7 protein-coding genes are annotated in these 17,460 nt (G+C 30.5%); all 7 read left to right on the top strand.

All coding sequences use genetic code 11. From position 1 onward, the window contains the following. The first annotated feature begins 94 nt into the window (after positions 1 to 94). Complete coding sequence (locus L2Z92_RS03920; protein ID WP_236457545.1) at positions 95 to 535, top strand: nucleoside deaminase; 441 nt, start codon at positions 95 to 97, stop codon at positions 533 to 535. A 93-nt stretch (positions 536 to 628) separates the two neighbouring features. Continuing rightward, positions 629 to 6,139 carry an alpha-2-macroglobulin family protein gene (locus tag L2Z92_RS03915; protein ID WP_236457544.1) on the top strand — a complete coding sequence of 1,837 codons (5,511 nt, stop codon included), beginning with the start codon at positions 629 to 631 and terminating at the stop codon, positions 6,137 to 6,139. A 95-nt stretch (positions 6,140 to 6,234) separates the two neighbouring features. Next, positions 6,235 to 8,526 carry a penicillin-binding protein 1C gene (gene pbpC / locus L2Z92_RS03910; protein ID WP_236457543.1) on the top strand — a complete coding sequence of 764 codons (2,292 nt, stop codon included), beginning with the start codon at positions 6,235 to 6,237 and terminating at the stop codon, positions 8,524 to 8,526. A 122-nt stretch (positions 8,527 to 8,648) separates the two neighbouring features. Continuing rightward, positions 8,649 to 11,507, top strand: coding sequence for a sensor histidine kinase (locus tag L2Z92_RS03905; RefSeq protein WP_265210647.1), 2,859 nt, complete (start codon positions 8,649 to 8,651; stop codon positions 11,505 to 11,507). Positions 11,508 to 11,511: 4 nt separating this feature from the next. Next, a complete protein-coding gene (locus L2Z92_RS03900) occupies positions 11,512 to 12,264 on the top strand; it encodes a LytR/AlgR family response regulator transcription factor (RefSeq protein WP_140962968.1) in 753 nt (250 codons plus the stop codon). 96 nt (positions 12,265 to 12,360) lie between these two features. Beyond that, a complete protein-coding gene (locus tag L2Z92_RS03895; protein WP_236457541.1) occupies positions 12,361 to 15,339 on the top strand; it encodes a beta strand repeat-containing protein in 2,979 nt (992 codons plus the stop codon). Between the two features lie 89 nt (positions 15,340 to 15,428). After that, positions 15,429 to 16,786, top strand: a protein-coding gene (locus L2Z92_RS21440; protein WP_407647570.1) for an IS3 family transposase whose coding sequence is annotated in 2 segments (ribosomal slippage) — positions 15,429 to 15,909 and positions 15,909 to 16,786 — 1,359 coding nt in all. Because the reading frame shifts where the segments join, the coding sequence is not laid out codon by codon here. The last annotated feature ends 674 nt before the right edge of the window (positions 16,787 to 17,460 follow it).

Raw genomic sequence — 17,460 nt, 5'->3', positions numbered from 1 at the left:
TGTGTAGATTTTATTAAAGACCATTTTGAATATGTTTTATTCGAAATGGTCTTTTCTTTTTATAGTTAAATTGAAAAATTGTTAATTTTGAAAAATGGAAAACATTTTTACAGATGAGTATTTTATGAGAAAGGCTCTTTTTGAAGCTGAAACTGCTTTCGAAAAAGGCGAAATTCCTGTTGGAGCAATTGTTGTTATAGATAATAAAATAATTGCTAGAAATCATAATTTAACAGAATTACTTAATGACGTAACTGCACATGCTGAAATGCAATCTATTACAAGTGCTGCAAATTACTTAGGGGGTAAGTATTTGAAAGATTGTACGTTATATGTAACTTTAGAGCCTTGTCAAATGTGTGCGGGGGCATTGTATTGGAGTCAGATTTCTAAAATTGTTTATGGAGCTTCAGATGAAAGTAGGGGGTATGTGAAAATGGGTACACAGCTCCATCCAAAAACAAAAGTAGTGTCGGGTGTGCTTGAAAAAGAATGTGCATTGTTAATGAGAGTTTTTTTTAGAGCAAAACGTTAAGAACCGACTTCATATTATTAAAAATAATAGTATCTTTAAGGAATATTTCTACAAAATATATTCTTATTATTTTTTCTTTTAATTCTTGTTTCTATGAAAATTTCTCGACTTTTAAAGTTAGCTTTAATTTTGGTTCTAATTGTATCTTGTTCAAAAGATAGTAAAGATTTCAATTCTGATTATTCTCTTTATAAAGATTATATACTAAATTTTAGTTCTGGATTAATTTCGTCTAATAGTGATGTTAGAGTGGTTTTAGCATTTGATAATGCAGATTGGACTCCTAAAAAAGAACTCGATGAAGATTTGTTTTCGGTTAACCCAAGTGTAGATGGAAAAGTGATTGCACTATCTACAAATACACTTGCTTTTGTGCCAACAAAACCATTAGAGTCAAATAAAGAGTATCAAGTAACACTTCATCTTTCAGAAATTAAGGAAGTTCCAAAAGAATTGAAAGAATTTAATTTTACTTTGAAAACCGTAAAACAAGATTTTATGGTTTCCACTTTAGATTTACAATCCTACAATAAGAATTATTCCTATTTAAATGGAATTATAACTACAAGTGATGATTTAGATGTTGATATTGCATCAAAATTAGTAACTGTAAACCAAAACGGAAAATCACTTAAAGTAAAAATTAATAAAGAATTAAGTACATCTAAAGAATTTAAGTTTGTAATTGACAGTATTCAAAGGTTAGAAGATGATAGCAAGATTGAAATTAAATGGAGTGGAAAAGAATTTAATATTGATCAAACTGGAAAGTTAGATTATGAAGTTCCTGGGAAAAATAATTTTAAAATAATTAGCGCAGAAGTTCAAGAGGATAACAATCAAGTATTATTGTTGAATTTTTCTGATCCATTGAAGAAAGGTCAAGACCTAAACGGATTGATAGATGTAGAATCAGCAAGTGATTTGAAGTTTTCAACAGCTGGAAATTTATTGAAAGTATATTTTTCAGAATCATTAAAAGGAGAATTATTAGTTGAGGTCTTTCAAGGAATTCAAAGTGAGAGTGGTTATAAAATGAAGCAAAATTTTTCTGAAAAAATTTCATTCGAACAAATTAAACCAGCAATTCGTTTTATAAAAAGTGGTTCAATATTACCAAGTTCCAATAATTTAAAAATAAATTTTGAAGCAGTAAACCTAAAAGCAATAGACGTTAAAATTTATAAAATTCACAAAAATAATATTCTTCAGTTTCTTCAAGATAATCAAATAAGTGGTAATCAAAACCTAAGAAAAGTTGCTACTCCAATTGCAAAACAGAAAATAATTTTAAAGAAAAGCAATCTGATTAATTATAGCAAATGGGGAGCTTATGCGTTAGACTTGTCTAAAATTATCAATCCAGAACCTGGTGCTATTTATAGAGTGGAAATAGATTTTAAAAAGAAATATTCATTATACAAATGTGCAGCATCTGAAGAAGTTGAAATAGAAGAAGATAATGAGAATTTTGAGGAAGAGGAAGTGCGTAGTAATGAGGGGTATTATTATGATGACTATTATTATGATTATGACGATTATAATTGGAATGATCGAGAAGATCCATGTACAAATTCCTACTATTATAGAACAGTAATTGCAACTAATGTAATTGCTACCGATTTAGGTGTGATTGCAAAAAGAGGAGAAAACGGATCTTACTTTTTTGCAGTGAATGATATAATCTCAACAAATACGGTAGCTGATGCGACTATAGATTTATATGATTTTCAACAACAAAAATTAGCAACAACAAAAACAAATGCAGAAGGAATAGCAACTGTAGATGTTAAAAAATATGCCTATTTCGCAATTGTTACTAAAGATAATAACACAACCTATGTTCGTTTAGACGAAGGTCAATCTTTATCTGTTAGTAATTTTGAAGTAGGTGGAGAAACACTTCAAAAAGGGCTGAAAGGATACATATATGGAGAAAGAGGTGTCTGGAGGCCAGGAGATACATTGCATATTGCATTTATGTTAAATGATAATGAAAGTAAACTAGAGAAAACTCATCCTATAAAATTTAAATTATCCGATCCAAAAGGAAAATTAACGTATCAATCTGTTCAGAAATATAACGAAAGTAATCATTACGTTTTTACTATTGCTACTCGAGATACTGATATAACTGGTAATTGGGAAGCAAAAGTTTCAGTTGGAGGAGCGAGCTTCTTTAAATCAATAAAAATTGAAACAGTTAAGCCTAATCGATTAAAGATTAAGAATAGTTTTGCTGATGCCGAAATATCAGGGAATAATACAAATAAAGGAAAAGTTGAGGTAAATTGGTTGCATGGAGCGATTGCTAAAAATTTAAAAGTGGAAATGCAAGCCAAGTTCATACAACAAGAAACTACTTTTAAAGGATTTAGTAAGTATGATTTTGATGATGATGTAAGAAAGTTTTATACTGAAGAAGTGAATGTGTTTTCTGGGAAATTGGATGAGAATGGAAAAACAGATGTAAACTTAACCCCTGAAGTGAGTAACCAAGCACCAGGGAAATTGAAAATTGTAATGCAAACTAAAGCCTACGAAAATGGAGGTGACTTTAGTACCGATGTAGTAACAGCAAGTTTTTCTCCATATAAAACATATGTTGGTTTAAAAAGTCCAGAGCCAAACAAATATGGAATGTTAGAAACAGATAAAGTAAACCGTTTTGATGTAGTTACACTTTCAGAATACGGAAAACCAAAAGCTGTTCGCAACCTAAAAGTATATGTTTATAAAGTAGAATGGAGATGGTGGTGGAATTCAGACGGAGATGATTTAGCACGATATAATTCAGATAATGTTACTACAGCTTACAAGCAATATAATATTTCTACAAATAATACAGGTAAAGGAAGTTTTCAATTTTCTGTACCAGAAGGAGACTGGGGACGTTATTTAATTAGAGTTGTAGATCCTTCGGATAATCATGCAACAAGTATAACGTCTATTATTGATTGGCCATATTGGTCAGGAAAAACTAAATCGGGTGATGGAACTACAGCAAATATGTTGGTTTTTGCATCAGACAAAGAAAAACATAATGTAGGTGAAAAAGCAATAGTTTCTTTCCCATCGACTGCTGGTGGAAGAGCATTATTGTCTTTAGAGAATGGTTCAAAGGTGGTGAAAACATTATGGACAAACACTACACAGGGAGAAACTAAAGTTGAAATTCCTGTAACCTCAGATATGGCTCCTAATGTATATGTTAATATTACATTGTTGAAACCACACGGACAAACGGTTAGTGATACACCAATTCGTATGTATGGAATTATTCCAATTGAAGTTGTTGATAAAAATACCGTTTTAGAGCCTAAAATAGAAATGCCAAGTGTGCTTCGTCCAGAACAAAAAGCTACAATTAAGGTTAGTGAGAAAAACGGTAAAGAAATGACTTATACTGTTGCAGTTGTAGATGAAGGTTTGTTAGATTTAACACGTTTTAAAACACCAAATGCATGGGATAAATTCTATTCTAAACAAGCGTTAGGTGTTAAAACATGGGATGTGTATGATGACGTAATTGGAGCTTATGGCGGAAAGATAAATCAAATATTTAGTGTTGGTGGAGATGAAGATTTGGGTGGAAGTAATGCTAAAAAAGCCAACCGTTTTAAACCTGTTGTAATTTATTTAGGACCATTTAAATTAGAAAAAGGACAAACAAAATCGCATACTATTGATATGCCAAATTATGTAGGTTCTGTTCGAACAATGGTTGTAGCAGCAGAAGTAAAGACAAACGCATATGGAAGTGCAGAAACAGCAACTCCAGTAAGAAATCCATTAATGGTTTTAGCGTCTGTGCCAAGAAAAATTTCCCCAAATGAAAAAATCACATTGCCAGTAACTGTTTTTGCAATGGAGAAAAATATTAAAAATGTTACTGTTCAGGTAAAAACGAATAACGGAATTAGAGTTTTAGAATCGTCGAAACAACAGGTTACTTTTAATTCGCCAGATGAAAAAATGATCTATTTCAGTTTAGAAGTTGGAGATGTAACTGGTCTTGGTAAAATAGAAGTAATAGCAACTTCTGGTTCAGAAAAAGCATCATTCCCTGTCGAGATTGATATTGTTAATCCAAATCCAGAAACGACAGTCTTTGTTGATTTAGTATTAGAACCAAATTCGACGAAATCTATCAATTGGGCAACATTTGGTGTTAATGGTACGAATAAAGCGCAATTAGAGGTTTCCTCTTTTCCAACAATCGATTTTAATAGAAGATTAAAATATTTAATTCAGTATCCACATGGTTGTGTTGAACAAACAACATCTAGTGTATTTCCTCAGTTGTACTTAGCCGATGTTGTTGCAATTGACGATACTAAAAAACAACAGATTCAAAAAAATGTAAATAACGGAATTCAACGTTTAAATAGTTTTCAAACTTCAAGTGGCGGATTGTCATATTGGCCAGGAAGTACTTATTCTGATGATTGGGGAACTTCCTATGCTGGACATTTCATGATCGAAGCAGAAAAGAAAGGATATGTTTTGCCTTCAGGTTTTAAACAAAGATGGATTTCATATCAAAAAAATCAAGCGAAACAATGGCGATTAAATGAAAGATACCATAATGATTTTTCACAAGCATACAGATTGTATACATTAGCCTTAGCGGGTTCAGCAGATTTAGGTTCTATGAATAGACTAAGAGAGACTATAGGGATTTCAGACGAATCTAAATTACGTCTTGCAGCAGCTTACGCATTAATTGGACAGAAAAATGCGGCTCTGAAAATAATTAATACAGTTTCATCTTTCGATTATGATGCTTCAACGCGCTACTATTATTATGGTTCTGAAGACAGAAATAGAGCCATGTTATTGGAAACATATTTATTGGTAGATGATAAAACAAAAGCATTCCAGTTGGCTAATAAATTGGCAAAAAACCTTTCTTCAAATCAGTATATGAGTACACAAACTACTGCTTATGCTTTATATGCAATGTCAAAATTTGCTATCAAAAACGGAGGGAAAGGTGTTAGTGCGCAAATTAGTTTCAATGGTAAATCTGAAAACCTGGTGACGCAGAAATCTGTTATAGATAAAACTTTAGCTGTAAAAAAAGGAAATTATTCGATAACAGTAAAAAACAATAATAGTAATACTATTTATGTTCGTGTTTTAAATAGTGGAGTACTTCCGATAGGAGAAGAAAAAGAAATGCATAAAAATTTAGATGTAGTTACAAGTTATAAAACAAAATCGGGTGCATCAATTAATTTAAATCAAGTACAACAAGGGACGGAAATTGTAGCTCAAGTTGTAATCAGAAATACCTCAAGTGAAAGAATTGAAAATGTTGCGTTAACACAAATTGTTCCATCTGGATTTGAAATTATGAATTCAAGATTTACCGATTTTGGTAGCTATGCGGAAAATAAAGCAGACTATATTGATATTAGAGACGATAGAACCAATTTCTATTTCGATTTAAAAGCGGGTGAAACGAGAGTATTCACAATTTTATTAAATGCATCTTATCTTGGGGATTATTACTTGCCAGGTATTCAATGCGAAGCGATGTATGATGATAATTATGTTGCAAGAGATAAAGGACAGTGGATAAAAATTATAAAAGAATAAAATCTAATAGATTTAAAAGGTTTCGAAAACCTGTTAGGTCTCTAATAGTGTTTTTGAAAAGGCACAAAATAAAAACAATCATAAGTATAATACTTATGATTGTTTATTACTTTTCGCTTCCTAAAGTGCTTTTTAAACCAAATTATACAACTGTAATTGAAAGTGCGGAAGGACATTTTATTGGGGCTAAGATTGCAGATGATGGACAATGGAGATTTCCAGAAAGTGACAGTCTTCCGAAAAAATTTGAAAAATGCATACTAGCATTCGAAGATCAACATTTTTATTATCATTTTGGTTTTAATCCAGTTTCTATGTATCATGCTTTTTTGCAAAATAGGAGGGCAAATAAAGTAGTAAGAGGCGGTAGTACATTAACACAACAGGTTATTCGTTTACATAGAGAAGGTACAAAACGTTCCTATTTTGAAAAAATAGTTGAGGTAATATTAGCTACACGATTAGAGTTTCGTCATTCAAAAGATAAAATACTAAGACTTTATGCAGCTCATGCGCCATATGGTGGTAATGTTGTTGGGTTAGAAATGGCTTCATGGAGATATTTTGGATTAAAACCACATCAATTATCATGGGCAGAAACCGCAACTTTAGCTGTGCTTCCGAATGCTCCTAGTTTGATTTATCCGGGTAAAAACCAGCAAAAATTATTAGAAAAAAGAAATAGATTGTTGAAAAAACTTTTTGAAGAGAAGACTATAGATAAAGATACTTATGAGCTTTCTTTGCTCGAGTCACTTCCGGAAAAGCCATTTGTCGTTCCGCAAACAGCACCACATTTATTGCAGAAAATAGCAAAAACAAATAAAGGAGAGAAAATAAAAACTACTTTAAAATTAGGCGTTCATGAACGTGTAAATGAAATTGTTAGTCAATATTATAATTTATACAAGCAAAATCAGGTGCATAATATTGCAGTTTTGGTTGTAGATGTTAAAACTAGGAATATAATTTCCTATGTTGGTAATAGTCCAACCGATATTTCTCACCAAAAAGATGTAGATATAATTGAAGCGCCAAGGAGTACGGGAAGTATTTTAAAACCTTTTCTATATGCGTCTATGTTAGATGAGGGTGAAATTTTACCCAATACATTAATTCCAGATATTCCAACACAAATTTCGGGTTATAGTCCACAAAATTATGATTTTAGTTTTGACGGAGCTGTTCCTGCAAGTAGAGCATTGTCAAGATCATTAAATATACCGTCTGTATTAATGTTGCAACAATATTCTGTGACAAAATTTTATGAACAACTTCAAAAATTGAAACTAAGAGATGTGAACCGTCATCCTTCTAATTATGGACTTTCTTTAATTCTTGGTGGTGCAGAGACAAATCTTTGGGATTTATGTCGTTCCTACGCTTACATGTCTGGAACGTTATCTAATTATACGAAGACACAAGACGAATTTAGAAGTAATGAATTAGCTAATTTAAATTATAATAGTAATCTGAAAGTTGATTTTGGAAAGCCAAAAAAAGAGAAAAATGTTTTTAGTGCCGGAGCTATTTGGCAAACTTTTAATGCGATGAGAGAAGTAAATCGTCCTCAAGGAGATGAAGCTTGGCGTTTTTATGATTCGTCACTTAAAATCGCTTGGAAAACGGGTACAAGTTTCGGTGGTAGAGATGCTTGGGCAGTTGGTATAACTGGAGATTATGTAGTAGCTGTTTGGGTGGGTAATGCAACTGGAGAAGGAAGACCATTACTGACCGGTGTTGAAAGTGCTGCTCCAATTTTATTTGATGTTTTTCGTTTGTTTCCAAGAACAAATTGGTTTCAGGCTCCATATAATGATTTGGAAGAAAAAGAAATTTGCATTCAATCAGGATATTTGGCGCAAGAAAATTGTAAATCCAAACTTCAATGGATTCCAAAAAACAATAGAAAAACAGAAAATTGTCCGTACCATAAATTAATACATCTCGATAAAACAGAGCAATATAGAGTGAATAGTACTTGCGAAAATATAGGCGATATTGTAAATAAACCATGGTTTGTATTACCACCAGTAATGGAATTATATTATAAAAGTAAGAATGTTAACTACCTACCTTTGCCAAATTATAAACCTGGTTGTGTAGCGGTGAATCAAGGGAGAAAGATGGAATTTATTTATCCAAATGCGAATACAAAGATTGTCTTGACTAAAGATTTTGATGGTAAATTACAACCTGTAATTGTAAAAGTTGCTCATTCTGAGACTGAAGCTGAGCTTTTTTGGTATTTGGATGATAAATATTTAGGAAGCACCAAAACGTTCCATGAAAAGCAAATACTTGCAACCTCAGGAACCTATATTATAACGGTTGTCGATCAACATGGAGAAGAATTAAAAAGAAGAATTTTAATTGAAAGTAACTAATTTAGCAAGTCAAAAGCGGTTTTCAGAAATACTATAACACTATCTCATTTCAAAGTTCTATTTTTGAATAGTTGAAAACCTTACTTTCATATAGCCTTTTTGTATTTTTAACGGTAAACATATTGTTTGCCCAAGATCCTATTTCTATAAAGTTAACCGAAAAAGAAGGTTTGCCAGATGTGGAGTTTTATGATATTTTAGAAGATTCTAATGGTTTTATATGGTTAGCAGCTGACAAAGGTTTGTATCGTTTTGACGGAAAAGAATATGTTTCGTATTCCAATAAAGAAAAAAGAGGACTTTCTGTTTTTGGTTTGAAATTAGACAATCAAAATCAACTTTGGTGCAATAATATATCAGGGCAATTTTTCTATTTAAAAAATAATAGATTAGAACTTTTTTTAGATTTAAAAAACGAATTGAAAGGAGAATTAGCTGAGTTTTTGTTTCTAGGGAACCGACTATTTATATTCTCAAGTGCAACTCTTTTTTCGGTTAATTTAAAAACAAAAAAAAGAGAGAGAATAGTTGTGCCTTCAGATTCCAAGTATCCAATTATTAGAGCACCTTATCAATTAAATGATAGAATTTTTTTTACTGTTGATGATTCTGTTTTTACTATCTCAAAAGCAAATACTATCTCAAAATTAAATTATAATACTGATACATTTGGAAGTAATGTAATTCCAAAGTTTTTTATTTATCAAGAAGAATTCTATTTGTCTTTGTATGATAATATTTCAAACGAAAACCAATTCTTTAAAATACAAGAAAGTAGTTTAGTAGCTATTGCATTTCCCGACGAATTGAAAAATAATAGGATTATAAGCGTCTCACAAAAAGATAAAGATTTATGGTTGTGCACTTCAACAGGAATTGTAATAGTAAATAAAAATAAGAGTCAGATTGCATTAAAAGATGTTGTTTTTAGAGATGATTTTATTACAAAAAGTATCGTTGATGAAAATAAAACAGTTTGGGTTTCGACACTAAATAATGGTATTTATATAATTCCAAGTTTGCAAATTAAGTCCTATAAAAATGTAGTTAGTAATGAAGTTGTTTCAGCAGTAGAGAAAATTTCAATTTCAAAGATTGCTATTGGAACCACTAAAGGAAATTTATTTGTGTTAGACCTAAAAACAGGTTTGAAAGATAAAGTTGAAATTAAGAATAAGAGAAAAATTTCGGCATTATTATTTTTAAAAGAAGAAAATACTTTATTGATAAGTACAGAAGGATCAGGATTTAGCTATTGTTTAATTTCAAAAAAATTAGTTCCATTACAAAGCTTGAATAATGCAAAAGATTTACAGCAAATAGCGAATACCAATCAAATTATTTATGCTGGTTTTGATAGAGCTACAGTTTTGAAATTTGAAAACAATGCGCTATTAAAAGTAAAAGATTTAAATTACAGTAGAGCGTATCGTTCTTTTTCAGAGAATAGTAATACTGAAATATTTGTTTCTTATGTAGATAATTTAGTGGTTTATGATAGTCTTTTTTTACCTAAAGTTTTAAAATTTAATAATAAAAGTATCACGGCAAAAGATATTTGTCAGACAGCTAATAATATAGTTTGGATAGCTACCTTTTCCGAAGGAATATTAGGATACAAAAACAATAAATTTGTACACAAACTGGATCTAACGAATGGTTTGAAATCTAATATTATTCAAGAAATAAAATCTGATAGTAATGATTTGTGGATTGTAACCGATAAAGGAATTCAAATTTTTGATTCTAATTCTAATGTTTTTAAATCATCTTCAATAAATAATTCCTCTATTGGTAATATAAAAGGAGTAATTGTTGATGATAAAAGTATTTTATTAGCGAGTCAAGAAAGTGTTTTTATAATTGATAAAAATATAGTTCCCAAGAGTTATCGTTCTAAGGAAGTTTATATAAAAACGATTACAATAAATGAAAAAGACACCATTGTACAAGCAAATTATACTTTACCTTATGATAAAAATAGAATCAAAATTACTTTTCATGTTAATGGCTATTATCCAGAAGATGAATTATTGTTTGAATATAGATTATTAGGTCTAAGTGATGAGTGGATTTTATTAGATAGAAATTTGAACTTTGTAAATTTTACTAGTCTACCTTCAAAAGAATATATTTTTGAAATTAGAGCTAAAAGTAGTAATGGAACTAAATATATTTCAGAAAAAATTAGTTTTCAAATTAATCAACCATATTGGAAAAAATGGTGGTTCGTTTTAAGTATTGTTTTAGTTGCTTTTGGTTTAATTATATTTTTTTATAGAAATAAATTAGCTGTAAAAGAAAAAGAAAAAGAACTGGCTTTGAAAAATGCTAAATTTGAAAATGAGTTGGCGATTCTTAAACTAGAAAATTTAAAATCACAAATGAATCCTCATTTTATTTTTAATGCTTTGAATTCTATTCAGGAGTACATTGTTTTAAATCAAAAGAATTTAGCCAGCTCTTATTTGGCCAAATTTGCAGATTTAATTCGTGCCTATTTAGATCATAGCTCTAAAGGTTACATTTCTTTAAGAGAAGAAATAGAATGTTTAAATATTTATTTGGAATTAGAAAAACTACGATTTGAAGATAAATTTACTTATAAGATTATTAGTTTAGAAAGTAATGAAGATGTAAAAATTCCTACAATGCTTATTCAACCTTATGTTGAAAATGCTATTAAGCATGGCTTACTTCATAAAAAAACTGACAGAGTTCTTGAAATATTTTTTGAAATTTTAAAAGAAGAACAAATGCTAAAATGTATTGTTTTAGATAATGGTGTAGGAAGAAATAAAGCTGCTCAATTGCGTAATAATAAACACCAATCTTTTGCGACTAAAGCCAATCAAAATAGGTTAGAATTGCTAAATTTCGGTAAAGAAATAAAAATAGGAGTTACTATTGAAGATTTAGCAAATGAAAATAAAGAGCCAATAGGGACGAAAGTCACTTTGTTAATTCCAATATTAAAATGAAAATATGAAAGCAATAATTATTGATGATGAACCAAAAGCAAGAAATCTGCTGGAAATTTTAATTAAAGAGAATACGACTAAAATTGATGCGATTTTTCAAGCTGAAGATTTGCTTTCTGGAGTGCAATTAATCAAAGAGCATTGCCCGCAAATTGTTTTTTTAGATATAGAAATGCCAGAACATTCTGGTTTAGAAATTTTAGACTTTGTCAATAAAGACGAATTAAATTTTGAAATTATTTTCACTACAGCTTACAGCGAGTATGCGATTAAAGCCTTTCAGTTGTCTGCAATAGATTATTTATTGAAGCCTTTACGAGCGGAAACAGTAAAAGAGGCCGTGGAAAAAGCAATTCAGCAAATAGGGAAATCTGAAATTAGCACCAAGTTGGAAGAACTAAAAAGGAGTTTAAAATCGGCTAATTTTAATAAAATAGGATTGCCTTTCTCAGACGGATTTAAGTTTGTTAATTTTGATGATATTATTCTTTTTGAAGCTGATGGGATGTATACCAAAGTGAGTACTACAAAAGAAACGGAATTACTAGTGTGTAAACCTTTAAAACATTTTGTGGAAGTACTAGAGCTGCAATCTAATTTTTACAAACCACATCGCTCTTACCTAATTAATTTAAAGTACATTAAAGAATATATTAAGAAAGATGGAGGTTATATAATTATGGATAATGATAAATCGGTTTCCATCTCAAATGAAAAAAAAGAAGAGTTCTTAACAATTGTACAAAATATAGGGTAATGACTTTAGCAAGTCAAAACCCAGTTTCAGAAAGTCGTTTTACTACGACTTTTTTTTATGCGCAATTTTGTTATCATAAACTATAAAATTTTTATTATGAGAGCAATTTTACTTTTATTAATCACAAGTATATGTTCGTTAGTGCAAGGTCAAACTATTTATGTTAATCATGCAGCAACAGGTGCTAATAACGGAACTTCATGGACAGATGCTTATGTAGATTTACAAGTAGCACTAAATTCAATAGCATCAAGTAACAGAACTGTTTGGATTGCTGGTGGAACATACAGACCTGCTAATACAGGTGTTAATGCTACTTTTTTAATTGATGATGCTAATACAGCTGTTTATGGAGGTTTTAATGGTACAGAAACACAATTGTCTGAAAGAGATTGGATTGCAAATCCAACGATTTTGTCGGGTGATTTATTAGCTAATGATAATGCAACCGTTGCATTCTCTAATACAACCAGAAATGATAACAGCCAACATTTAATGGTGATAAATGCAAACAATGCAATTGTTGATGGATTAATACTTTCTGATGGTCACGCAAATGGTGTAGGAGTGCATTCCTCTGGTGCTGCTTTGTATAGAGGTGATACTTTCGGAAGTCTAACGATTAGAAATTGTGAATTTAAAAATAATGTCAGTTTAAATGCGGCAGCAGGTGTTCATGCTCGATTTGATGTTTCTGGTTTTTTATTAGTTGAGAATACTAAATTTATAAATAACCTAGCGACTTATGCTACTTCTTTTTACCAATATACAAATGTGGCTAATGTTTCTGTGAATGTAGATATTAGAAATTCGTTATTTGAAAACAATAAAGCGATTGATAATGGAGCAACAAAAGGCTATGCTGGAAGTGCAGGTTGGTTTAGAGCCTACTCTGCTGGGTCAACTGTAAATGCTAATTTTGTGAATAATACGTATGTGAATAACGTAGATTCTGGAACTAATTCTTTCGTGGTAAATCGTGGAACAATCGGACTTTCTAAAAATGGTTCAGCTGCTGTTTACTTGAATAGTTCAATTTACAATTGTATTTTTTGGAATAATACTGGAGTTGGTGGAGCAACATCAATGGCTGTAAATAATATATTAGATGCTTTTCCAACTATTTTGAGTGCTTATAATTCGTTAGATAGTGACAATTTTTCTGCTGTTCCAACCAAATCGAATATTGTTACTGCAAATCCGCTTTTTGTGAGTACTTCGGATTTTCAATTAACGAATGCGTCTCCAGCTAAAGATACCGGAGATAATACTTATCTAAGTTTAACAACAGATTTGAATAATAATCCAAGAATAGTGAACACGACTATTGATATGGGTGCTTATGAAAATGGAGATTTGTGTGCGTTCCAAGTCAGTTCAATTACTGATAATAGTGCAATAGCTACTTGGAATCCTAGTATTACAACCGATTTACTTTATGTACTTTCAGGACAATCGATCTCAAACGGAACGGTTGTTAATGGAATTTTATCTAATACTTTTACGTTTACCAATTTAACTCCAAATACAAGTTACGATGTTTATACAAGTGAAGCTTGTTCAGGAAATTCTAATTCTGGTTGGTATTTGGTTAGTACCTTTACAACTAAAGGGCCTATTTATGTAAATTATGCTGCTACTGGACTGAATGATGGTTCGTCCTGGACAAATGCCTATACTTCTCTTGAAGACGCTCTTCAGAATATGACTTCAAATACCATTGATATTCGTGTAGCGCAAGGAATATATAAACCTTCAACAAGTGGTTTGGCAGATTCTAAAAAAGCAACTTTTTTAATTCCTACAAATGCTAAAATTTATGGAGGATTTAATGGAACTGAAACTACTTTGACACAAAGAGATCCTAAAACTAATATTACTATATTAAGTGGTGATTTAAATGATAATGACAACTCAAGTATTGTCTATAGTAATGGATTACGCGGAGATAATGTTTTTCATGTTATTACTTTAAAAGGTTCTTTAGCAGGAATTGTAATAGATGGTTTTACAATTTCTGGAGGAAATGCAAATGGAAGTTACAGTTATACAAGTGGTGCAAATTCTTATGATGATACTAGAGGAGGAGCGATATGTGCGATTACAGATAACGCTACAGATTATAGTATTTATGCAGAGTTTAAGAATTGCATTTTAGAAAAAAATACAGGTTCTGATGTTGGAGTATATTCACAATTTACTTTGTTGTCTAACTCATATATTTCTGTAAATTTTGAAAGTTGTATTTTTAGAAATAATCAATCGTCGGGTAGTTTCTCTAATATTTTTCTCCAAGGAAGAGGAAGTAATACCTTAAACCAAAGAGTAAGTAGTTATTTTACAAATTGTTTGTTTCATAATAATGTATCAAACGGTTCTTCTAATCAAGGAGCTTCTTGTATTGTTACTTATCAAAATACTACAGCGGGTGGAAGTTATACTACAGCTTATTCAGGAATGACAAATTGTACTTTTACAAATAATACCGGTCCAAGTGGTCATGCTGTTTCAGTAATATATGGTTCTAATACAACTATTGTGAACTCTATTCTTTATAATAACGGGAATACAACACCGCTATATGTTTTTCCTTCTTCGGGTTCTATTATGCCTTCAGGGTTTAATAATATTATACAAGGTGGTACATTGGGTGGTACAAATAGTGATCCGCTATTTGTAAGTAGCTCCGATTTTCAATTGACCAGCAGTTCACCAGCTATTAATGCTGGTAATAATAGCTATTTAGGTGCAGTAACAACCGATTTAAACGGGAATGCTAGAGTTGTTAATGGAACGGTAGATTTAGGGGCTTATGAGTTTGATGCGGCTTTAACTTCAACAACTTTTACTTCTTTCCGTGATTTTGAAGTCTATCCAAACCCAACTTCTTCTTTATTACATATTAATACTGATGAAGAAATAAGTGCAGTAGCTATCTATTCTTTAGACGGAAAACTGGTTATAGAAACAAAAGAGAATAAAGCAGATGTTTCTAATTTACAAAGCGGATTATATATTATTAAAGTGACTACTATTCAAAATGAAGTAGGAACTAAAAAGTTTGTGAAAAGATAAGTTTATTTTTTATAGTTTTTAAAAACAAAAAAACCGCTAATCAATTTGAACATGCCCCAAAAAGTTAGACACTATTTGGGGCATTTTTTATGGAAAGAAAAGTCAAGTATTCTTATGCATTTAAGTTAGAATGTGTAGAATTAGTATTAAAGAAACATTATTCAAATGTATATGTTTCAAAGTTAAAAGGTCCAGACGAATCTAATATTCGTAAGTGGATTAGATTTTATAAAAGCTATGGGAAAGAGGGTTTATTGCCTAGGAGAAATCAAAGTTATTCAGCTGATTTTAAGCTAAAAGTATTAAAAACTATAGAAAAGGAATCACTTTCATTAATAGATACTTGTTTAAAGTTTAATATTCCTGATTTAGCTATTATTGTAAAATGGAAAAAAGATTTTGTTAACTTTGGTTTTGAAGGACTACAACCAAAAATTAAAGGAAGACCAAGATCTATGAATTTTAAAAGCAAAAAAAGCAAATCAGCTAAGCCACTAACCAGAGAAGAAGAACTTCTTAAGGAAAATGAAGCATTACGTTGTGAGAATGATTATTTAAAAAAGTTACAAGCCTTAATTCAGGCGGAAGAAAGAGCCAACAAGCGCTAGTCATAATGGAATTAAGGCATAAATATGATTTAAAAGTACTTTTAAATTATACAAATATGGCAAGAAGTAGTTTTTATTATCATCAAAAACAAAGTAAATTAAGTGATAAATATAGAGTAGTTAAAGAACTAATTAAATCGATTTATCACAAACATAAAGGTCGTTATGGTTATCGAAGAGTAACTGATGAACTTCAAAATAAAGGAATAATTATTAATCATAAAACAGTTTTCAGATTAATGAAATTATTAGGATTAAAAAGCGTCATTAGAGTTAAAAAGTATAGATCATATAAAGGAGAGCATGGTAAAATAGCTCCTAATATTTTAGAAAGAAATTTTAAAGCAACAGCACCAAATCAAAAATGGGCAACTGATGTTACCGAGTTTAATGTCTCTGGAAAGAAGCTATATTTATCACCGATAATTGACTTATTTAATCAAGAAATTATTAGTTATGAGTTAACAGAACGACCTGTATTTAATCAGGTAGTTATGATGCTTAAAAAAGCATTTAAGAAAATACCAAATAAGACTAATTTAATTTTACACTCTGACCAAGGTTGGCAATATCAAATGAAGCACTATCAATATTTATTGAAACAAAAAGGGATTACACAAAGTATGTCTAGAAAAGCAAATTGTTTAGACAATGCCATTATTGAAAACTTCTTTGGAATATTAAAATCAGAGCTGTTTTATCTAAAAAAATACAAGTCTATTGAAGAATTTAAAAAGGAGATAATAGAATATATAAGTTATTATAATAACGAAAGAATTAAATCAAATTTAAACAAAATGAGCCCGATAAAATATCGAGCTCATTATTATCAAAATTAATTATAAATTTGTCTAACCTTTTGGGTGCAGTCTAATTAAGTTTAGCGGTTTTTTTTTACACTTGACAAAGTGTTATTTAATTTCATTTCCTTCTTTGTCCAAGAAATGATATTCAAGATACGTGTAAGCGTCACGAGATTTGATAATAAGAGGAGGAAGTCCAGTGGACTTCAGGTATATTATAAAAACAAAAAAACCGCTAATCAATTAAGTTTAGCGGTTTTTTTACACTTGACAAAGTGTTATTTAATTTCATTTCCTTCTTTGTCCAAGAAATGATATTCAAGATACGTGTAAGCGTCACGAGATTTGATAATAAGAGGAGGAAGTCCAGTGGACTTCAGGTATATTATAAAAACAAAAAAACCGCTAATCAATTAAGTTTAGCGGTTTTTTCACACTTGACTAAGTGTTATTTAATTTCATTTCCTTCTTTGTCCAAGAAATGATATTCAAGATACGTGTAAGCGTCACGAGATTTGATATTAATAGGAGGAAGTCCAGTGGACTTCAGGTATATTATAAAAACAAAAAAACCGCTAATCAATTAAGTTTAGCGGTTTTTTCACACTTGACAAAGTGTTATTTAATTTCATTTCCTTCTTTGTCTAAGAAATGATATTCAAGATACGTGTAAGCGTCACGAGATTTGATAATAAGAGGAGGAAGTCCAG

Origin of the sequence: Flavobacterium jumunjinense (assembly GCF_021650975.2) — a bacterium.
In the GTDB taxonomy this organism is placed as follows: domain Bacteria; phylum Bacteroidota; class Bacteroidia; order Flavobacteriales; family Flavobacteriaceae; genus Flavobacterium; species Flavobacterium jumunjinense.
Note: the sequence above shows the minus strand (reverse complement) of the source record. Positions and strands in the feature narration are given on the sequence as shown.